At 68.8% G+C, this 18,878-nt stretch carries 18 protein-coding genes; 7 read left to right on the top strand and 11 right to left on the bottom strand.

Annotation, left to right across the window (positions count from 1 at the left end; translation table 11 throughout):
- Positions 1-18 precede the first annotated feature (18 nt).
- From DVW87_RS11070 to DVW87_RS11030, 9 genes are all read right to left on the bottom strand, one after another.
- Positions 19-726, bottom strand: coding sequence for a lysophospholipid acyltransferase family protein (locus DVW87_RS11070; RefSeq protein WP_114687810.1), 708 nt, complete (start codon positions 724-726; stop codon positions 19-21).
- Between the two features lie 6 nt (positions 727-732).
- Positions 733-1,155, bottom strand: a complete 423-nt coding sequence (locus DVW87_RS11065) for a Fur family transcriptional regulator (RefSeq protein ID WP_114687809.1) — start codon at positions 1,153-1,155, stop codon at positions 733-735.
- Positions 1,156-1,223: 68 nt separating this feature from the next.
- Complete coding sequence (locus DVW87_RS11060) at positions 1,224-1,634, bottom strand: Ros/MucR family transcriptional regulator (protein WP_114687808.1); 411 nt, start codon at positions 1,632-1,634, stop codon at positions 1,224-1,226.
- Between the two features lie 111 nt (positions 1,635-1,745).
- The gene (locus DVW87_RS11055; RefSeq protein WP_114687807.1) at positions 1,746-2,210 is read right to left on the bottom strand and encodes a GNAT family N-acetyltransferase; all 465 of its coding nucleotides are present in this window, start codon (positions 2,208-2,210) and stop codon (positions 1,746-1,748) included.
- Entirely contained in the window at positions 2,207-2,839 is a 633-nt protein-coding gene (tsaB, locus tag DVW87_RS11050; protein WP_114687806.1) for a tRNA (adenosine(37)-N6)-threonylcarbamoyltransferase complex dimerization subunit type 1 TsaB, read from the bottom strand. Before tsaB ends, DVW87_RS11055 begins: the two co-directional genes overlap by 4 nt.
- Positions 2,840-2,867: 28 nt before the next feature.
- Positions 2,868-3,461, bottom strand: a complete 594-nt coding sequence (locus DVW87_RS11045) for a malonic semialdehyde reductase (RefSeq protein ID WP_114687805.1) — start codon at positions 3,459-3,461, stop codon at positions 2,868-2,870.
- Positions 3,462-3,506: 45 nt separating this feature from the next.
- On the bottom strand, positions 3,507-4,079 hold the full coding sequence (locus DVW87_RS11040) for a NifU family protein (protein ID WP_114688204.1): 573 nt from the start codon (positions 4,077-4,079) through the stop codon (positions 3,507-3,509).
- Positions 4,080-4,171: 92 nt separating this feature from the next.
- Positions 4,172-5,011: a formate/nitrite transporter family protein gene (locus tag DVW87_RS11035; RefSeq protein ID WP_114687804.1), complete on the bottom strand. Its 840-nt coding sequence runs from the start codon at positions 5,009-5,011 to the stop codon at positions 4,172-4,174.
- A gap of 51 nt (positions 5,012-5,062) precedes the next feature.
- The gene (locus DVW87_RS11030; protein WP_239017861.1) at positions 5,063-5,935 is read right to left on the bottom strand and encodes an aspartyl/asparaginyl beta-hydroxylase domain-containing protein; all 873 of its coding nucleotides are present in this window, start codon (positions 5,933-5,935) and stop codon (positions 5,063-5,065) included.
- 215 nt (positions 5,936-6,150) lie between these two features.
- Between DVW87_RS11030 and DVW87_RS11025 the strand changes: the two genes are divergently transcribed.
- Both DVW87_RS11025 and DVW87_RS17800 read left to right on the top strand, forming a co-directional pair.
- Positions 6,151-9,132, top strand: coding sequence for a M16 family metallopeptidase (locus tag DVW87_RS11025; protein ID WP_338056376.1), 2,982 nt, complete (start codon positions 6,151-6,153; stop codon positions 9,130-9,132).
- A 993-nt stretch (positions 9,133-10,125) separates the two neighbouring features.
- Entirely contained in the window at positions 10,126-10,488 is a 363-nt protein-coding gene (locus tag DVW87_RS17800; RefSeq protein ID WP_147276258.1) for a hypothetical protein, read from the top strand.
- 194 nt (positions 10,489-10,682) lie between these two features.
- Here the strand turns inward: DVW87_RS17800 and DVW87_RS11020 are convergent, their stop codons facing one another.
- Positions 10,683-12,464 (bottom strand): AMP-dependent synthetase/ligase, encoded by a 1,782-nt coding sequence (locus DVW87_RS11020; protein WP_420822342.1) that lies wholly within the window; start codon positions 12,462-12,464, stop codon positions 10,683-10,685.
- A 170-nt stretch (positions 12,465-12,634) separates the two neighbouring features.
- On the opposite strand from DVW87_RS11020, the gene DVW87_RS11015 reads away from it, so the two are divergent.
- Positions 12,635-14,431 carry a gamma-glutamyltransferase family protein gene (locus tag DVW87_RS11015; protein WP_114687801.1) on the top strand — a complete coding sequence of 599 codons (1,797 nt, stop codon included), beginning with the start codon at positions 12,635-12,637 and terminating at the stop codon, positions 14,429-14,431.
- Here the strand turns inward: DVW87_RS11015 and DVW87_RS11010 are convergent.
- The gene (locus DVW87_RS11010; protein ID WP_114687800.1) at positions 14,378-15,406 is read right to left on the bottom strand and encodes a quinone-dependent dihydroorotate dehydrogenase; all 1,029 of its coding nucleotides are present in this window, start codon (positions 15,404-15,406) and stop codon (positions 14,378-14,380) included. The two genes, DVW87_RS11015 and DVW87_RS11010, sit on opposite strands and share 54 nt — an antisense overlap.
- Before the next feature lie 251 nt (positions 15,407-15,657).
- Between DVW87_RS11010 and DVW87_RS11005 the strand changes: the two genes are divergently transcribed.
- The 4 genes from DVW87_RS11005 (at position 15,658) to DVW87_RS18615 (ending at position 18,867) form a co-directional block, all read left to right on the top strand.
- Positions 15,658-16,515: a helix-turn-helix domain-containing protein gene (locus tag DVW87_RS11005; RefSeq protein ID WP_114687799.1), complete on the top strand. Its 858-nt coding sequence runs from the start codon at positions 15,658-15,660 to the stop codon at positions 16,513-16,515.
- Positions 16,516-16,593: 78 nt separating this feature from the next.
- On the top strand, positions 16,594-17,136 hold the full coding sequence (locus DVW87_RS11000; protein ID WP_114687798.1) for an RrF2 family transcriptional regulator: 543 nt from the start codon (positions 16,594-16,596) through the stop codon (positions 17,134-17,136).
- A 4-nt stretch (positions 17,137-17,140) separates the two neighbouring features.
- A complete protein-coding gene (sufB, locus tag DVW87_RS10995) occupies positions 17,141-18,613 on the top strand; it encodes a Fe-S cluster assembly protein SufB (RefSeq protein ID WP_114687797.1) in 1,473 nt (490 codons plus the stop codon).
- Positions 18,613-18,867, top strand: coding sequence for an energy transducer TonB (locus DVW87_RS18615; protein WP_420822332.1), 255 nt, complete (start codon positions 18,613-18,615; stop codon positions 18,865-18,867). The genes sufB and DVW87_RS18615 overlap by 1 nt, the downstream gene beginning before the upstream one ends.
- The last annotated feature ends 11 nt before the right edge of the window (positions 18,868-18,878 follow it).

Genomic DNA, 18,878 nt, shown 5'->3' with positions numbered 1-18,878 from the left:
CGGGCGCCGGCGCCAGCCCTAGGCAACCGCCTCCATCCGCCGCCGCACCTCGGCGGCGGTCGCCTTGCGGTCATCGCCGGGCACGAACGGCTCGAGGAAGCGCAAAGTCACCGCGAACGAGCCCGGACGACGCAGGACGCGCCGCGCGTGGCTCGCCCCGCCTTCCTCGCCCGCCCAGGCCAGATCGGGCGTCGCCGCGCCATAATCGAGCAGCACGGGCTGCACCTGCACGCCCGGCGGCGGCGGGCTGGCGACCTGGAGCAGCGCCGGCTTGAACGGCAGCAGCGTGCGCCCGTCGCCCGTCGTGCCTTCCGGGAACAGCGTCAGCGGCCATCCTTGCGCGAGTGCCGCGGCGATGTCCTGCACCTGTTCGGTCACGGCGGCGCGCGTGCGGCGGATGAACACCGTGTGGTTCAGGGCCGCCAGCCAGCCGACCAGCGGCGCGTCGGCCAGCTCGGCCTTGGCGACAAAGGCCGTGCCGGTGGCGCCGGCCAGGATCGGGATGTCCGTCCAGCTGACATGATTGGCCACGAGGAACACGTCATGGGTCCGGGCGGCCCCGACGATCCGCACCCGCGCACCGATCACCCACGCAACCGCGCGCAGGAATCGCCGCGGCCAGGGAGAGCGCCGGCGCAGCAGCCGCCAGCACCCATGCAGCGGCAGCGCGACCGATAGCAGCAGGAGAAGGGCGAGCAGCCTGCCGCAAAGCCGCAAGGTGCCCACCGGCGCTCAGTCCTTGCGGGTGAGGGCCACGCCGTAGAGCTCCATGCGGTGGTCGACCAGCCGGAAGCCCAGCCGCTCGGCGATCTGCTTCTGCAATTGCTCCAGCTCGGGATCGACGAACTCGATCACGCGCCCGGTCTCCACATCGATCAGATGGTCGTGATGCGCCTCGGGCGAGGGCTCGTAGCGCGCGCGCCCGTCGCCGAAATCGTGGCGGTCGAGAATGCCCGCCTCCTCGAACAGGCGCACGGTGCGGTACACCGTGGCGATCGAGATGCCCGGATCGATGGCGGAGGCGCGTTCATACACCTTCTCCACGTCCGGATGGTCCTCCGCTTCGGAGAGCACGCGGGCGATCACCCGCCGCTGCTCGGTGATGCGCAGTCCCTTCTGGTTGCACAGCGCTTCGAGATCGATCTTGCGGGCCATGGCGCCAATGTAGGGCAGGGCGGCTTATTGCGAAAGAGGAGAGTCGTTCGCAACAAGCCGGCCGCCGCTCATCGCGGGCGCTTGGTGCCCAGGCCGATGCTCTTGGCCAGGTTGCGGCGCTGCTCGGCATAGTTGGGCGCGACCATCGGGTAATCGGCCGGCAGGCCCCAGCGCGCGCGATACTGGTCCGGGGTCAGCCCGAACTGCGCCATCAGGTAGCGCTTCAGCATCTTCAGCTTCTTGCCGTCTTCCAGGCAGACGAGATAGTCCGGCTTCACCGACTGGCGCACCGGCACCGCCGGCTCGCGCTTTTCCGCCGCCTCGACCGGCGCCTCGCCCAGCCCGCTCAGCGCGCCGTGCACGTTCTGGATGAGCTCGGGCAGGTCCGACACCGCCACGCTGTTGTTGCTGACATGGGCGGCGACGATCTCGGCGGTCAGGGTGATCAGGGTATCGCGGGGCTCGATCAACGCTTCCATTCAACTTCCTCGTGCGGCCGTGCCGCGGCCAGAAAAACGACACCCCTGTCGGCGCGCGCTATCGGCCCATCTCCTCGCGCTTGCAACAATGTTTCAAGGTTACCGGCGCGGTCAGGAAAGATCGCGACGAAACGTGTAGGCGTCCCAGCTGCGCCCGGCATTGCCGCGGTAATAGGAGGGGCGCTGCCCCACCTTGGCGAAGCCCGCGCCCTGGTAGAGCCGGATTGCCTCGTTGCCTTCGCGTACCTCGAGATGGATCATCCGGCAGCCGCGCCCTTCCGCCTCGTGCAGCACCGAGCGCAGCAGGGCGGCGCCCACGCCCCGCCGGCGGAAGGCGGGATGCGTGGCGAGCAGCAGCAGCTCGGCCTCGTCGGCCATCTGGCGGGACAGCGCAAAGCCCGCCGGCTCCTCCCCGATCAGCGCGAGCGTCAGCCACACGCCGGGCATGGCCAGGATGCCCAGGCACTGGTTGCGCGTCCAACCCTCGCCGAAGCGCGGGTCGAACGCTTCCCCCATGATCGCGTCCACCGCGCCCAGATCGGCGGCGTTGCCGGCGCGCAGGTCGACGGTGCTCATCGCGCGCGACGCTCCGCGGCGGGCACGGCATCGGGCGCACGACCGTAAAAGGGGCGCGGCGGCAGTGTGGCCAGCGAAGGCGGCAGCAGGATCACGTCGGCCGCGGCGGGCAGCGCCTCCGTTGCCGGCAGATCGGGGCACAGCGCTTGGAGGCGCGCCAGGCCGCTGCCGACCACCGGCCGCGCGCCGATGCTCGCCAGCGCGGCGTCGGGGCGCAGCGAAACGGGGGCGGCGCCGGGCACGAGCGGTTGGGCGAAGTTCTGCACGAACAGCTCGCCATGCCCGCCTTCCAGCACGGCGGCGAGCTCCGGCCAGTGCGGATGGTCGGCCAGCCCGCGGGCGGCGACCAGCGCCAGCGACGAAAAGCCGTGCACCGCCGCGCCCCAGCCCAGCGCCAGCCCGCGCGCGGCGGCAAGCCCCACGCGGATGCCGGTGAAGCTGCCCGGACCGACATCGACCAGGATGGAGGGCGCGTGCCCGCCGTCCGGCAGCTCGGCGATCATCGGCACCAGCCGCTCGGCATGGCCGCGGCCGACGATCTCGTGCCGCGCCGCGACCACCGCGCCATCCTCCAGCAACGCCACCGAACAGGCGGCGGTGGCGGTTTCGATGACAAGCGTGCGCGGCATCCGACCCGGCTAGCCGAGGCGCGGGGGCTTAGGCAATCGTGTTGAACTTCTCGAAGGCCGGCCGCGGCAGGCGCGGATGCAGCGAAGCGGGATCGCCATGGCCCAGCGTCGAGATGAAGTTGGACCGCACGCCCGGCTGGTCGGCAAAGAATGCCTTGTCCACCGCGCCGTTGTCAAAGCCGGACATCGGCCCGGTATCGAGCCCCAGCGCGCGCGCCGCCAGGATGAAATAGGCGCCCTGCAAGGTCGAGTTGCGCATGGCGGAAACCTCGCGCAGCTCCGTGTTGCCGTCGAACCAGGCCTTGGCGTCGGTGTGCGGGAACAGCTCGGGCAGATGTTCGTGGAAGTTGATGTCCATGCCGACGATCACGGTGACGGGCGCGGCCAGGATCTTGGGCTTGTTCGCGTCCGACACGCACGCCGCGAGCTTCGCCTTCGCCTCGTCGGATACGCACCAGACGAGGCGCGCCGGCAGCTGGTTGGCGGAGGTCGGCCCCCATTTCATCAGCTCCCAGATGGCGTGCAGTTCCGCTTCAGGAACCGGCTCGTCGGTGTAGCTGTTGAAGGTGCGCGCGGTGCGGAACAGCGCGTCGAGCGCCGCGTCGGAAAGCTTCTCGGTCATGGAGGCGATTGTCCGTGATAGGTGCGGAAGGGAAGGGTGGCGCGATCAGACCGCGCGCACCTCGGTGACTTCCGGCACATAATAGCGCAGCAGCTGCTCGATGCCGTTCTTCAGCGTCGCGGTGGAAGACGGGCAGCCGGCGCACGCACCCTGCATGCGCAGGAACACCTTGCCCTTGTCGAAACCGCGATAGATGATGTCGCCCCCGTCATTGGCCACGGCGGGGCGCACGCGCGTTTCGATCAATTCCTTGATCTGCACCACGATATCCGCATCGGCCGGATCTTCGGCGAACTCCGTTTCCTCGCTCGGCACGGAAAAGCCGGCGGCGGCCGGCTTGAACAGCGGCATCTGCGCGGAAAAGTGATCCAGCAGCACGTCCAGCACATCGGGCTTCAACGCCGCCCAGTCGGTGCCCGGCACCGCCGTGACGGAAACGAAATCGCGGCCGAAGAACACGCCCGTCACGTCGCCCAGCCCGAACAGCGCCTCGGCCAGGGGCGAGCTTTCCGCTTCCTCCGGCGTCGCGAAGTCGCGGGTGCCGGCGTCCATCACGGTGCGTCCCGGCAGGAATTTCAGCGTCGCCGGGTTGGGCGTGGCTTCGGTTTCGATCAGCATGGCCGCGATGTGGGCCGATCGCGGCACCGGATCAAGCGCCAAGGGGGAAAGCATTTGTTTCCCCTCCCGCGCGTTTCGGCAGGCCATGCCGGTCAGAGTTCCTGGCGCACCTGGATATGCGCCAGCAGCGCGAACATGCCGGTGCCGCCGATCACGTTGCCGATCAGCGCGGGCAGGATCATGCCGCCGGTCGCGCGGCCCCAGCTCGCCTCGCCCGACAGCGCGAGCAGCCACGCCTCGCCCGATCCCGCCACCACATGGGTGAAGCCGCCGAGCGCGATCAGATAGGTCAGCGCCACCACCACCCAGAATTGCTGGCCCTGCGCCGCCGGCAGCGACCAGGGGATCGCCGCCACCAGGAAGCCGGCGGGAATGCCCAGCTTCAGCGTGTCGGTCCAGCCATGCTCCAGCAGCTTGCGCGACACGGCCAGCATCGCTTCGCGCCCTTCCGCCGAGCCGATCAGCACATTGTCCACCAGAGCGGCCACCAGCAAGGTGCCGGCCAGGTTGGCGCCCAGCACCAGGCCCCATAGCCGCAGCAGCCGCCCGAGATTGCCGGGGCTGAAATGGGTGGCGACCGGGATCACCGCCGACAGGGTCGATTCGGTGAAGAGCTGCAACCGGCCGAGAATGACGATAAGAAAGCCCAGGCAATAGCCGAAGCTCGCCACCAGCGGCGCCCAGCCGGCCTTGGGCAGCAGATGCTCGATGGTGCCCTGGCCCAGGATCGAGACGCTGATCGCCGCGCCTCCGACCAGTCCCGACGCCAGCAGCGATCCCGCCGGCCGGCCCAGTTCCTCGTCGCCCGCGCGGCGGATCACCTCGTGCACGACGATCGGGCTCGCGGCTTCGCGCTCGTCGACCTCGCCCTTCTGGTCCTCGGAGAGGTCGATATCCTCCTCGCGCGCCTTTTCGCCGTTTTCCGCCACCATCGTCTCCCGTTCCGAGGAGCGGGAACGCAGGGGAAGGCGGCGAAGGTCCGCTCAGATGTCGAGCTGCTTCACCGCGTCGTTCCAGCTGGCGATGTTGTCGCGCGCTTCCTGCACGAAGGCGGAGCGGCGGACGACCTTCAGGAACATGTCGGCGATCCAGCGGCCGGGCTGCTTCAGCGGCCGCTCGAACTGGATCAGGAGCACCACCCGCGTGCCGACCGTGTCGTTCCACACCTCGTGGTCATAGGTGTCGTCGAACACCAGCGTCTCGCCTTCGGCCCAGCGGACGATGCGATCGTCCACCCGCATCCGCACGTCCCCGTCGCGCGGCACGATCAGGCCGAGATGGCAGGTGATCAGCCCCTTGGTCACCCCGCGATGCGCAGGAATGTGCGTGCCGGGCGCCAGGATGGAGAAGAACGCGCTGTTGAGGCCGGGGATCTGCTCCACGATGCGCGCGGTCTGCGGGCATTGCGCCAGATTGTCCTCGATCGGGAAGCTGTAGCCCCACAGGAAGAAGGACCGCCACTTGTTGACCTCCGCGATGGAGCGGTGGTCGGGGGAGATGGTGGCGAGGCTCGGTGAGCGCTCGCCTTGCAGCGCAACACGGATCGCCTCGTCGCGGACCGCTTGCCAATTCTTTCGCAGGTCAGCCGTCCACGCGAAGTCGCGCACGTCCAGCACCGGATCGTTGGAAACGAGCGAGGAGGAGGCGATCATCCGGTCGAACACGCCGCGCAGATGCTTGCCCGCCCGGATGATGAACGGGCGGTTCTTCTCCGCCTCCATCCTGGCGCCGGGCGCCGGCGCGCCGGAAATGACGTTCAGGTCGGGCACGCGGATCGTGCGCGGCTCGCTTCCCGTTTCGCCATTGCCCGGTTGCGGCCACAATCCGCCGGTGCCGGTCCTCGCTTGCACGGTCACTGTATTCACCTGCCTCGATCGATTCCGCAGGCGCGAATGCCCGCAAGGGAACGGATGAGAAGGGGCGCTACACCGCAATCTGGGTCCAAATCATGGCGGACCCGTCTGAATCGCGATTTCGCGGCGGCGGTGGTGCTGGCGGTAGCCCCGGCGGGGCGCTACAAAGGGGTATGTCGGCTTACCCGCGCGCGTTCCGCGCTTCGCTTCTCCTTTCCGTGTCCCTGCTCCTGTTGCCGCCCGCGTCGGCGCAGAAGCGGGTGGCCGCCCCGCCGGCGTCGCGTCAGGCGCCCGCCGGCGGCAAGGACGTGGCCCGCACCACCGCGCCGGCGACCGAGTGGCAGGCGATGCTCGCCGACCGCTCGGCCTGGCTCTACAAGGGCAGCGACATCACCCCCGATCCGGCGTGGCATTTCGGCACGCTGAAGAACGGCCTGCGCTTTGCCGTGCGCAAGAACGGCGCGCCTCCCGGCCAGGTGTCCGTGCGCGTGCGGATCGACGCCGGCTCGCTGAACGAAAGCGACACCGAGCGCGGCTTTGCGCACTTCATGGAGCACCTGTCGTTCCGCGGCTCGCGCTATGTCGCGGACGGCGAGGCCAAGCGCACCTGGCAGCGCATGGGCACCACCTTCGGCTCGGACACCAACGCCTCCACCGGCTTCGTGTCGACGGTGTACAAGCTGAACCTGCCGGGCGACTATACCCGCCCCGCGCAGATCCAGGCCAATCTCGACGAGAGCCTCAGGATCCTGTCGGGCATGATGGAAGCGCCCACGCTCACCCCGGCCGTGATCGATTCCGAGCGCCCGGTGGTGCTGGCCGAACAGCGCGAGCAGCCGGGGCCTCAGGTCCGGGTGGGCGACGTGACGCGCGCCACCTTCTTTGCCGGCCAGCCGCTCGCCGAACGCTCGCCGATCGGCACCATCAAGACGCTGGGCGCGGCCACCGCCGACAGCGTGAAGGCGTTCCACGATCGCTGGTATCGGCCGGAACGCACGGTGGTGGTCATCTCCGGCGATATCGATCCGGCGGTCGCCGAACGCATGGTGGTGACCAATTTCGGCAGCTGGAAGCCGGTCGGCCCCGCGCCGGCCGAGGTGGATTTCGGCAAGCCCGATCCCAAGGCGCCGATGACCGCCGCCGTTGCCGAGCCGAGCCTGCCGGCGGTGGTCCAGCTCGCCTGGCTGCGGCCCTGGAAGTTCAACGAGGACACCGTTCTGTTCAACCAGAACCGCATGGTGGACAGCCTGGCCGCGCAGATCATCTCGCGCCGGCTGGAGAACCGCGCGCGCGGCGGCGGCAGCTTCCTGTCGGCGCAGGTCAGCCTGGAGGATGTCGCCCGCTCGGCCAACGCCACCTTTGTCAACATCGTGCCGCTCGGCAAGGACTGGGAAGCGGCGCTGCGCGACGTGCGCGCGGTGATCGCCGACGCCCGCGTCACGCCGCCCAGCCAGGCGGAGATCGACCGCGAGCTGGCCGATATCGATGCCGGCAACCGCACCCGCGTGGAAACCGCGCGCGTGGAAGCCAGCGCGGTGCAGGCCGACAGCATGGTGGAGGCGCTGGACATCCGCGAGACCACCACGGCGGCGGAAACGAGCTACAAGATCTTCACCGACGCCCGCGCCGCCAATTTCTTCACCCCCGCGCGCGTGCTGGCGTCCACCAACAAGCTGTTCGAGGCGGACGCGGAGCGCGCCGTCATCAACACGCAGACGCCCGACACCACCGCCACGGCGAAGCTCGCCACCCTGCTGAAGACGGACGTGCAGGCGGGCGACGCGGCCAAGCGCACCGCGCAGCGCAAGGTGGATTTCTCCGCGCTGCCCCGGCTCGGCGCGCCGGGCAAGGTCGTCTCGCAAAAGACGCTGGGCGCCACGGGCATCCTGTCCGAGCTGAAGGTGCAGGACGTGTCCTTCGCCAACGGCGTGCGCGCGCAGGTGATGCAGAACGACTCGGAAACGAACCGCGTCTATGTGCGCGTGCGGTTCGGGCGTGGCTACAATGCGCTGCCCGCCGATCGCGACACGCCGATCTGGGCGGGCGAGATGGCGCTGGTGCAGGGCGGCATCGGCAAGCTGTCGCAGAACGACATGGAAGCGCTGGTCGCCGGTCGCCGCATCGGGCTCGACTTCGACGTGGACGACGATGCGTTCAGCTATTCGGCGCTCACCTCGCCGACCGACCTGGCCGATCAGTTGCGCCTGATCGCCGCGCGGATGGCCGCGCCCGGCTGGGATCCCAAGCCCGTGGAGCGCGCGAAATCGGTGGTCACCGCGACCCTCGGCTCGCTGTCCGCCTCGCCCGACGGGGTGTTGCAGCGCGACCTCGAAGGCCTGCTGCGCGCTGACGATCCGCGCTGGGGCACGCCGACGCCCGCCGAGATCGAGGCAACCACGCCGGCCAGCTTCCGCAAGGTGTGGGAGCCGCGCCTCGCCGCCGGGCCGATCGAGGTGCAGGTTTACGGCGACATCGCGACGGACAAGGCGGTGGCGGCGATCGCGGCCAGCATCGGCGCGCTGAAGCCGCGTGCCGCCGATGCCGCGCCTGCGCCGGCGGTGAAGTTCCCGGCGCACAATGCGACGCCGGTGGTGCGCACCCATGACGGGCCGGACAACCAGGCCGCGGCCGTGATCGCCTGGCCCACCGCGGGCGGGCTGGCGCAGGTCGCCGATGCGCGCACGCTGGACGTGCTCGCCAACGTCTTCACCGATCGCCTGTTCGACCGCCTGCGCACGGAAGCGGGCGCGAGCTACAGCCCCAACGTGCAGAGCCAGTGGCCCACCGGCCTGGCCGGCGGCGGCGGGCGGCTGGTGGCGATCGGGCAGGTGCCGCCGGAAAAGGTCGAGTTCTTCTTCAAGCTCGCGCGCGAGATCGCCGCGGACCTCGCCGCGCGGCCGGTCGGCGCGGACGAATATGCGCGCGTGATCGGGCCGATCAAGCAGGCGCTGCTCCGCCAGGTGAACCTCAACGTGTTCTGGATGCAGCAGCTCGCCGGCGCCAGCTACGATCCGGCGCGCGTGGCGGCGGTGGAAACCTATTTCGACACGGTCCGCAACATGTCGCCGGAAGCGATCCAGGCGGCCGCCGCCAGGTATCTCGACCCGAACAAGGACTGGACCATGGCGGTCCTCCCCAAGGTGGTGGCGGCAAGGCAGGGCACCGGCCTGGCCGTCGCGCCCGGCAACTCAGCCCGATAAGGACGGCCAGCGGCGCAGGTAGCGCGATCGAACGGGCTCATGCGAAGACGCGACGAGGTTTGTTCGCGCGGAGACGCGAAGAAGGTTTGTTCACGCGGAGGCGCGGAGACGCGGAGAAAGAGGGGAGTCGACGCGCAAAGCGCGTCAGGAATCCTGTTAGACGGGCACCCGCTCCCCTCAAGAACAACTCCTCCGCGCCTCCGCGTGAACCCTCTTCTTCTGCCTTCTCTTCGCGTCTTCGCGTCTTCGCGTGAACCACCCCTCTCCCCTGTTCCCCGGCGAAGGCCGGGGCCCAGCTGGGAAGGCCGGAGTGATAGCACGGCGACCCCCAACCACCCGCCCCCAACTGGACCCCGGCCTCCGCCGGGGAACAAGAAGCTTGACAACGCGAACCCATATGGCTATACGCCGCAGCAGTTCAGAACCGCGGTAAGGGCCTGCGGCGGGGTTGAACGAAAGCAGCCGGTGGTGGTGCCGTCACAAGCACCATGCCCGGCGATCGACCGGCGCGGAGCCATCCGGGATGGAAGCCGGATATCCGTTCATCAGGGTCGGGGAAGGTTTGAAGACGTCCGGAGGGACGGGTTGGCTGAGTGAGAGCAGCCAGACCATCCCTCCATGCCAGAGCCGGTGCGGCAGAGTACCGGGGGCGTCGCCGATACCCGGCAGATACAAGAAGTCTCGACGCTTCGTAGTGTAGCGAGTGTCTCAAAAGTCGTCGAGCCCCGGGTGCAAAACCGTGGCTAGGACGCGCCGGTCGATCCCTTTCCCTGTTCCCACGGGCCGCGTACACGCGCGCGCCCGCTATTCGTGCATCCGAAACGAACGTCCGCTTGCGCCCAGTAGCGGGCATTCCGCTTTCGCCCAAAAGCGGACATTGACATGTAATTGTCGTGGCCGACACTGAGCCGCTCAGAGCCCCATTGCCGCATCGGATTGCTCATGCCCGCGAGATCGCTTCGAATCATACAACTTATCGCAAGCGGAGCCCTCTTGAGCGCTGCTGGGGCACCAGAGCTTGTGGGTGACACTGTTTCACCGATTAACGTCAGCATCTCCGCTGTCTGCAAAACCAATTCGATAAGGATCACCTATCGCAATAGCTGGATTGACGGCACCGGACCGGTGGGATTGCGGAAGGTTGAAGTGAACGGCCGCGATGCGCCTGAAGCACTTTCAGCGATTACTCGTATTATCAAGAACGCGCGTATAGACCGCCTGTCTTTCCTGCACTGCTTTGCTGATAGAAACATTTTCAACATCTACATCAAGATCGATTCATCCGACGTCCGGCGACTTAATTTGAAAGAAATTTACGTCTTGGCTGTCGATCAACGGTCCGCTGAGGAAACGTAGGAGCAGCCATAGGAGCCATTGAGGCTGGTCAGACGAGCATTGCTGAACGGCACCTATCCACCCAATAGCGGACGTTCCGCTCTTATGCGCAACCATCGCGAACGCCCCGCCGCGGCAAAGCCGCGTCGTCAGTCGGAGGCTGCGCCCCCGCTGGCCGGGGCCGGTTCGAGGCGCGAAATAGCGCCGCTATTTCGCTAACCGGCCCGGTACAACGCGTCCAGCCTTTCTCCATAGACCTGCTTCAGCACATGGCGGCGGATCTTCAGGCTCGGCGTCAGCTGCTCGTTCTCGATCGCGAACGCGCCATCGGCCAGGATGAAGCGGCGCACGCGCTCGGTGACGGACAGGTCCTTGTTCACCCGCTCCACCGCCTCGCCCAGCGCGGTGCGGAAGGCGGAGTTCTCCTCCAGCCGCTTGAAGTCGCACTGCGCGCCGCCCTTCGCGCACCATTCCTGCACCCAGTCGGGATCGGGCACCAGCACCGCCACCATGTACGGCTTGCGATCGCCATAGATCATCGCCTGCACGATCTCCGGCTGCAGCGTCAGCATGCCCTCGATCTTCTGCGGCGCGACATTGTCGCCCTTGTCGTTGACGATGATGTCCTTCTTGCGGTCGGTGATCCTGATGCGGCCCGCCTCGTCGATGATGCCGATATCGCCGGTATGCAGCCAGGGGCCTTTCTCGGGTGCCGCCGGATCGAGCCGCAGCACGCGCGCGGTTTCCGCCTCGTTGCGCCAGTAACCGTGCATGACCAGCTCGCCGCGCACCAGGATCTCGCCGTCCTCGGCGATCGCCACCTCGGTATCGGCCAGCGGGGGGCCGACCGAGTCCATGCGCACGCCGGCCTTGGGGCGGTTGCACGAGATCACCGGCGCCGCCTCCGTCTGGCCATAGCCTTGCAGGAAGGTGAGGCCGAGCGAGTGGAAGAACAGCCCGATCTCCGCGTTCAGCGGCGCGCCGCCGGACACCATGGCCTTCATCCGCCCGCCGAACCGCTGCGCGATCCTGGGCTTGAACAAGGCGGCCACCGCCAGCTGCCTCGGCCGGTCGCGCCAGCGCAAGCGCCCCTCATAATCGCGCGCGCCGACGTCCAGCGCCACCTTCAGCATGGTCGCGGGCAGGCCGCCCTGCTTCTCGATCGTCTTGGTGATGCGGGTGCGCAGGACCTCGAACAGCCGCGGCACGACGAACATGATCGTGGGGCGGGTTTCCTCGATGTTCGCGGCGAGCTTGTCGAGCCCCTCGGCATAATAGATCTGCCCGCCCAGCGAGATCGAGAAATGCTGCCCGCCGGTATGCTCATAGGCATGGCTGAGCGGCAGGAACGACAGGAACACCTCGTCCCCCCAGCCGAAATCCTCCGAGATCACCGCCGCGCAGCCCGCGCAATTGTGCAGGATCGCGCCATGGTGCTGCATCACGCCGCGCGGGGACCCGCCGGTGCCGGACGTGTAGATGATGCAGGCCAGGTCGCTCCGCGCGAAGGTCGCCTGCGCGGCAACCGTCGCCGGATCGGCGGGATGGTCGGCGATCAGCTTGTGCCAGCCATGGCATTCCAGCGGCCCGCCCTGCGAGATGCGCACGTCCTCGATGCCGATGATGATCTTGGCGTCCGACGCGCGGATCGCCGCCGGCAGCAGCGTGCGGGCGAGCTTGTTGGTGGAGACGATCACCGCCCGCGCGCCCGAATTCTCGATGATGTGCGTGTGGTCGCGCTCGGTGTTGGTGGTGTAGGCCGGCACCGTCACGCAGCCCGCGGCCATGATGCCCAGGTCGCTGATGCACCATTCCGGGCGGTTCTCGCTGACCAGCATCACCCGGTCGCCCGGTTGCAGCCCGATCGCGCGCAGCCCCGTGGCCAGGCTCGCCACCTGCCGCGCCGCCTCCGCCCAGGAGGTCGCCACCCAGGCGCCGTCGCGCTTTCCCCACAGGAACGGCTTGTCGCCCCCTTCGGCGGCGCGCGTGAAGAACATCTCCACCAGGTTGTTGAAATGTTCGAGCGTCCGGCTCACTTCGCGCATCCTCCCGGCGTTTGCCGCCCTGCTTTCCTGCCCTTGCTACCGTTCCGTAACGTCGCGCGCCAGCCCGGCAACAGGGCCGGCTCAGGTGGACGCGCCCCGAACCGCTGTCTATCCGGGGGCGCATGACGTTGCTCCGCTCCCTTCTCGCCGCCGGTGCCGCCGCCCTGCTGGGCTCCTGCGCCGCGACCGACCGTCCCGCCGCGCCGCCGGCCGCCGTTGCCGCACCTGCGGCTGCGAAGATCTTCTCGGTGGTGGCCAATCCGCTGGCGGCGGAGGCGGGCATGGCGGTGCTGCGGCGCGGCGGCAGCGCGGTGGACGCGGCGATCGCGGTGCAGGCGATGCTCTCGCTGGTGGAGCCGCAGAGCTCGGGCATCGGCGGTGGCGCGTTCATGACCTATTACGACGCGGCCACCCGCAAGGTCACCGTCTATGACGGGCGCGAGACGGCACCGGCGGGCGCGACACCCGCCATGTGGCTGGGCGCCAACGGCCAGCCGCTGCCGTTCGACACGGCGGTGCTGTCCGGCCGGGCGACGGGCGTGCTGGGCGCGGTGAGGATGCTGGCGCTGGCGCATGACGAGCATGGCCGGCTGCCCTGGCGCGACCTGTTCGGCGATGCCGAGCGCACCGCGCGCGAGGGGTTCATCGTCTCGCCGCGGCTCGGGCGGATGCTGCGCGGCGGCTTTGCCGAGCTGTCCGCGCCCGACGTGCAGGCCTATTTCGCGCGGCCCGGCGGCGGGCTGCTGACCGCGGGCGACCGCCTGCGCAACCCGGCCTATGCCGGCTTTCTCCAGCGGCTCGCGGCGCAAGGGCCGGACGCGCTCTATGCCGGCGAGACCGCGCGGCGGATCGTCGCGCGGGTGGCGCAAGGGCCGCTTGCCAGCAGCATGACGCTGGCCGATCTCGCCGCCTATCGCCCGGTCAAGCGCGAGCCGATCTGCGACAGCTGGCGCGTGTATGTCGTCTGCGCGCCGCCACCCCCGGCCAGCGGGGTGGGCCTGCTCGAACTGCTCAAGATCCTGGAGCGCACCGACATTGCCGCGCGCGGGCCCGCCGATCCGCAGGGCTGGTTCCTGTTCGCGGAGGCGAGCCGGCTGATGTACGCCGACCGCGACCGCTATGTCGGCGATCCCGCCTTCGTGCAGGTGCCGGTGAAGGGGCTGCTCGACCCGGCCTATGTCGCCCGCCGCGCCGCGCTGATCGGGGCGCAGGCAGGCGCGCCGCCGGAAGCGGGCCAGCCCGCCGGCGCCGTGCTGGCCGGGCGCGACGCCACGCGCGAGCCGATGGGCACCTCGCATTTCATCGTCGGCGATGCCGCGGGCAACGTGGTGTCGATGACGACCACGGTGGAATCGATCTTCGGCTCCGGCCGGATGGTCGACGGCTTTTTCCTCAACAACCAGATGACCGATTTCTCCTTCGCCCCCGTGGATGCGCAGGGCCGCCCCGCCGCCAATGCGGTGGCGCCCGGCAAGCGGCCGCGCTCGTCCATGACGCCGCTGGTGATGCTCACCGCCGACCGCCGCTTTGCCGGCGCGTTCGGCTCGGCCGGGGGCAATGCGATCCTCGCCTATGTCGGCAAGTCGATGGTCGGCGCGGTGGACTGGAGGCTGCCGACGCAGGAAGCGCTGGCCCTGCCGAACCTGGTCGCCCGCGGCCAGGCGTTCCAGGGCGAGGTGACGAAGTTCTCGCCCGCGCTGCTCGCCGGCCTGGCGGCGCGCGGCATCGACCTGAAGCCGGGGCAGGGCGAGGATTCGGGCCTGCAGGGCCTGCTGGTCCGCGGCGGCCTGTATGACGGCGGGTTCGATCCGCGCCGCGAGGGCCGCGCGCTGGTCGAGCCGGCGCCGGGCTCGGCCCGTGTTCTGTCAGGAAACGCCGACCGCGTCGCCCACGCGCGCGAAACCGTCCCGGCGCAATAGGGCCGCCAGCTCGCGCGCCATGCGGGAAGGCAGGCCGGGCCCTTCGTAGATCAGCGCGGAATAGACCTGCACCAGGCTGGCCCCGGCGCGGATGCGGGCATAGGCTTCCGCCCCGCTGTCGATCCCGCCGACCGAGACGAGCGGCAAGCTGCCGCCCGTGGCCGCGCGAAAGTCCGCCAGCCGTGCCCGGGCCAGCGGCGCCAGCGGCACGCCCGACAGCCCGCCGGTCTCGCCGGCATGGCGCGAGGCGAGGGACGGCCGCGACACCGTGGTGTTGCTGACGATCAGCGCATCCACCCGCGCCTCGATCGCGGCCCGCGCGATGTCGTCGATCTCGTGCGCGTGCAGGTCGGGCGCGACCTTCAGGAACAGGGGCGTGCGGCCCCGCGCCTGCGTGCAGGCGGCCAGCAGCTCGCGCAGCGCGGCGCCATGCTGCAGGTCGCGCAGGCCCGGCGTGTTCGGCGAGCTGATGTTGATGGTCACGTAATCGGCCAGCGCCGCCGCACGGGTGACGCCGTGGACATAGTCCGCGACGCGATCGGTCGCCTCCTTGTTGGCGCCGACATTGATCCCGAGCACGCCCGTTCCCCGCTTCAGCCGCGCCAGGGCGGCGTCGAGCCCGCCATTGTTGAACCCCATGCGATTGATGATCGCGCCGTCCTCCTCCAGCCGGAACAGGCGCGGGCGGGGATTGCCCGGCTGCGGCCGCGGGGTGAGCGTGCCCACCTCCACGCTGCCGAAGCCCAGCGCCGACAGCCCGCGGATCGCCCGCGCATTCTTGTCGAGCCCGGCCGCCAGCCCGATCGGGTTGGGAAAGCGCACGCCCGCCACCTGCGTTTCCAGCACCGAATCGGGGCGGTTGGCGCTCATCGGCGACCCGGCGGCGCCCCAGGCGGCCAGCGCATCGATCGTCAGATCATGCGCCTGCTCGGCCTCCAGCGAGAACAGCGCGCGGCGCAACAGGGGATAGACCATGCCGCCTGCATGGCAGGACCGCGTGTAAATTGCGAGTGTGTCGCATCCATCCAATACCGCCCCGGCTCTTTGTGGAAGAGGAGCGATGCGACCCGAGGGTTTCTCTCAACAGGGGGAACCTTTTCCTGCGGCCCGGCGGCTCTGCTGTCCGGGCCGCCTTTATATGCGCACAGTAACATTTGCGCCGCATTCCCTTTCTACCTTTGTCGCAATAGAGCGGTGTTCGGGGTAGAAGAGAGGGGAGTCGCACTGTGCCGGGACTTCGGCTGGATTATGCTGTGCCGTCGCCGGACCTCGCCGACTATGTGGCCTTGTTCTACGACTTCGCCGTCGAGGACGAGGTGTTCGCCGATGTGGAGCGCGCCGGCCACGCGCAGTTCCGCTTCATGCTGGGAGGCGAGGGCAGCGTCTACACCTTCGCGGACGGCGTGGAACAGGACGCGCCGCTCGCCCATTTTCGCGGCGCCACGACGGGGGTCACGCGCATCCGCATCCTCGGCCCCGCGCAGGTGCTCGGCTTCGGGCTCCTGCCGGGCGGGTGGGCGGCGATGGTGGGGGTGGATGCGGCGGGGCTGCTCAACCGGCGCATCGATGCGGGCCAGCTGCTCGATCCCTCGCACCTGGCCCGCACCGTCACCGCGCTGCGCGAGGCGGACGATCATCCGGCGCGCATCGCGGTGCTGGAAAGCTTTGTGCGCGAAACGGTGCGTGCCGAGGCGGGGGCGGCCGTCGCCTTCATGCGCAGCGTGGACGCCTGGCTGTCGGACGATCCCTCGCCGGACATGGCGTCGCTGATCGCGGGGACGGGGCTTTCCGCGCGGCAGATCGAGCGCAAGTGCAACGCCTTGTACGGCGCGCCGCCCAAGCTGCTTGCCCGCAAATACCGCGCGCTCCGCGCCGCGGTGGCGCTGGCCACGGCGGGCGAGGCATTGCCCGACCTGCTGGCGCGCGGTTTCTACGACCAGAGCCACCTGATCCGCGAGCTGAAGCAGTTCACCGGCCTTACCCCGCGCCAGATCCTGGAACAGCCGACCCTCCTCGCCCAGGCGACCATGGCGCAGCGCTCGGCGCTTGCCGGACAGGTGCATCCGATCACGTCGGCGACATGATTGGCGGTTGACGCAAGGGCCGGCCGCGCCCACATGGTAATCGGATCGGGATGGTCCGATTTGAGAACTGCTCGCAACATGCGCCTTTCCTCCCTTGCCGATTATGCGGTGGTCATGATGACCGCCGCCGCGCGGCGTGCGCCCGATTGCCACCTGGCGAGCGAGCGGGGCGGCGGGCTGGCGCGCTGCAACGCGACGATGCTGGCGGAGGAAACCGGCGTGCCGCTGCCCACCGCGCAGAAGCTGGTCAGCCGCCTGTCGGGCGCCGGCCTGCTGCAAAGCACGCGCGGCACCGGCGGCGGCTTTCGCCTTGCCCGGCCGGCGGGCGCGATCAGCCTGGCCGACATCATCGAGGCGGTGGAGGGGCCGATCGCGCTCACCACCTGCGTCGATGCCGATCGCCACGATTGCGCGCTGGACGGGCATTGCGCGGTGAAGCCGCATTGGGGCGTGGTGAATGCGGCCGTGCGCGGGGCGCTGGCCGGCGTGTCGCTCGCCTCTCTCGTCGTCCACCCCGGCGAGAGCCGGGGTCCGGCGTCGGTGTCTCCCGAGGCGGAGATCGACGCTCGCCACCTTTCGTCTCGCAACTGGACCCCGGCCTTGGCCGGGGTGGTGAAGTAAGATCATGGCCACCAAGAACGCCGAGGCCTATGAGGCCGTTTCCAAGAAGTACGAATGGGGCTTCGCCACCGACATCGAGCAGGAGTTCGCGCCCAAGGGGTTGAGCGAGGACACCGTGCGCTACATTTCCGCCAAGAAGGGCGAGCCCGAATGGATGCTCGACTGGCGGCTGAAGGCGTTCCGCCTGTGGCAGACGATGGAGGCGCCGGACTGGGCCAAGCTCAACGTGCCCCCGATCGACTATCAGGACGCCTATTACTACGCCGAGCCGAAGCAGAAGAAGACCATCGCGTCGCTGGACGAACTCGATCCCGAGATCCGGCGCACCTATGAAAAGCTCGGCATCCCGATCGAGGAGCAGAAGCTGCTCGCCGGCGTCGAAGGCGCGGAGCCGCCGCGCCGCGTCGCGGTGGACGCGGTGTTCGACAGCGTTTCGGTCGCGACCACGTTCCGCGACGAGCTAAAGCGCGCGGGCGTGATCTTCCTGTCGATCTCCGAGGCGATCCGCGAATATCCGGAGCTGGTGAAGAAGTGGCTGGGCCGCGTCGTGCCGCAGCGCGACAATTACTTCGCCACGCTCAACAGCGCGGTCTTCTCCGACGGCACCTTCGTCTATGTGCCCGAAGGCGTGCGCTGCCCGATGGAGCTGTCCACCTATTTCCGCATCAATGCGGAGAATACCGGCCAGTTCGAACGCACGCTGATCGTCGCCGACAAGGGCGCGTACGTCTCGTATCTGGAGGGCTGCACCGCCCCGATGCGCGACGAGAACCAGCTCCACGCTGCGGTGGTCGAGCTGGTCGCGCTGGACCATGCCGAGATCAAGTACTCGACCGTCCAGAACTGGTATCCGGGCGACGAGAACGGCGTCGGCGGCATCTACAATTTCGTCACCAAGCGCGCGCTGTGCCAGGGGCGCAACAGCAAGGTGAGCTGGACGCAGGTGGAAACCGGCAGCGCGATCACCTGGAAATACCCGTCTTGCGTGCTCGCCGGCGAGAACTCGGTGGGTGAATTCTACTCGGTTGCCGTCACCAACAACCGCCAGCAGGCCGATACCGGCACCAAGATGATCCACCTCGGCAAGGGCAGCCGCTCGACCATCGTGTCGAAGGGGATCAGCGCCGGGCGGAGCGACAACACCTATCGCGGCCTCGTCCGCGTCGGGCCGACCGCCGAGAACGTCCGCAACTTCACCCAGTGCGACAGCCTGCTGCTCGGCGACCAGTGCGGCGCGCATACCGTGCCCTATATCGAGGTCCGCAACCCGTCGGCACAGATCGAGCACGAGGCGACGACGAGCAAGATCAGCGAGGACCAGCTGTTCTACGCCATGTCCCGCGGGCTCGATCAGGAAGCGGCGGTGGCGCTGATCGTCAACGGCTTCGCCCGCGAGGTGCTCCAGCAACTCCCGATGGAGTTCGCGGTGGAAGCGCAGAAGCTTCTGGGGATCTCGCTTGAGGGGAGTGTTGGATAGTGCTTTTGATCTTGGCCCTTGCCCAGGCAGTCGCCGCTCCTTCAGCAGCAAGCGACGGAGCCGATGTCGCGTTCGGCTTTGATCGTTCCGGCAAGGTTACGCATTGCACTGTGACGAAGAGTAGTGGCGATGCCGAACTGGACGCACGGACGTGCGACATGGTTCGCTGTCAGCCCTTCAAGCAGCGCCGTCCAGCCAAAGATTTCGCTGCCTGTGTCGCTTCCGAGAAGGTGAAGCGGTCGCGGCCCCGCTGAACTTCTGCCCA

It is taken from the genome of Sphingomonas aracearum (genome assembly GCF_003345355.1).
Lineage (GTDB): Bacteria > Pseudomonadota > Alphaproteobacteria > Sphingomonadales > Sphingomonadaceae > Sphingomonas > Sphingomonas aracearum.
Note: the sequence above shows the minus strand (reverse complement) of the source record. Positions and strands in the feature narration are given on the sequence as shown.

What these genes read in the sequence shown, in the direction of transcription:
- DVW87_RS11065 (WP_114687809.1), bottom strand. Translation starts at nt 1,155, where the DNA reads ATGGCCCGCAAGATCGATCTCGAAGCGCTGTGCAACCAGAAGGGACTG.
- DVW87_RS11060 (WP_114687808.1), bottom strand. Translation starts at nt 1,634, where the DNA reads ATGGAAGCGTTGATCGAGCCCCGCGATACCCTGATCACCCTGACCGCC.
- DVW87_RS11055 (WP_114687807.1), bottom strand. Translation starts at nt 2,210, where the DNA reads ATGAGCACCGTCGACCTGCGCGCCGGCAACGCCGCCGATCTGGGCGCG.
- tsaB (WP_114687806.1), bottom strand. Translation starts at nt 2,839, where the DNA reads ATGCCGCGCACGCTTGTCATCGAAACCGCCACCGCCGCCTGTTCGGTG.
- DVW87_RS11045 (WP_114687805.1), bottom strand. Translation starts at nt 3,461, where the DNA reads ATGACCGAGAAGCTTTCCGACGCGGCGCTCGACGCGCTGTTCCGCACC.
- DVW87_RS11040 (WP_114688204.1), bottom strand. Translation starts at nt 4,079, where the DNA reads ATGCTGATCGAAACCGAAGCCACGCCCAACCCGGCGACGCTGAAATTC.
- DVW87_RS11035 (WP_114687804.1), bottom strand. Translation starts at nt 5,011, where the DNA reads ATGGTGGCGGAAAACGGCGAAAAGGCGCGCGAGGAGGATATCGACCTC.
- DVW87_RS11020 (WP_420822342.1), bottom strand. Translation starts at nt 12,464, where the DNA reads ATGTTCTTCACGCGCGCCGCCGAAGGGGGCGACAAGCCGTTCCTGTGG.
- DVW87_RS11015 (WP_114687801.1), top strand. Translation starts at nt 12,635, where the DNA reads ATGACGTTGCTCCGCTCCCTTCTCGCCGCCGGTGCCGCCGCCCTGCTG.
- DVW87_RS11010 (WP_114687800.1), bottom strand. Translation starts at nt 15,406, where the DNA reads ATGGTCTATCCCCTGTTGCGCCGCGCGCTGTTCTCGCTGGAGGCCGAG.
- DVW87_RS11000 (WP_114687798.1), top strand. Translation starts at nt 16,594, where the DNA reads ATGCGCCTTTCCTCCCTTGCCGATTATGCGGTGGTCATGATGACCGCC.
- sufB (WP_114687797.1), top strand. Translation starts at nt 17,141, where the DNA reads ATGGCCACCAAGAACGCCGAGGCCTATGAGGCCGTTTCCAAGAAGTAC.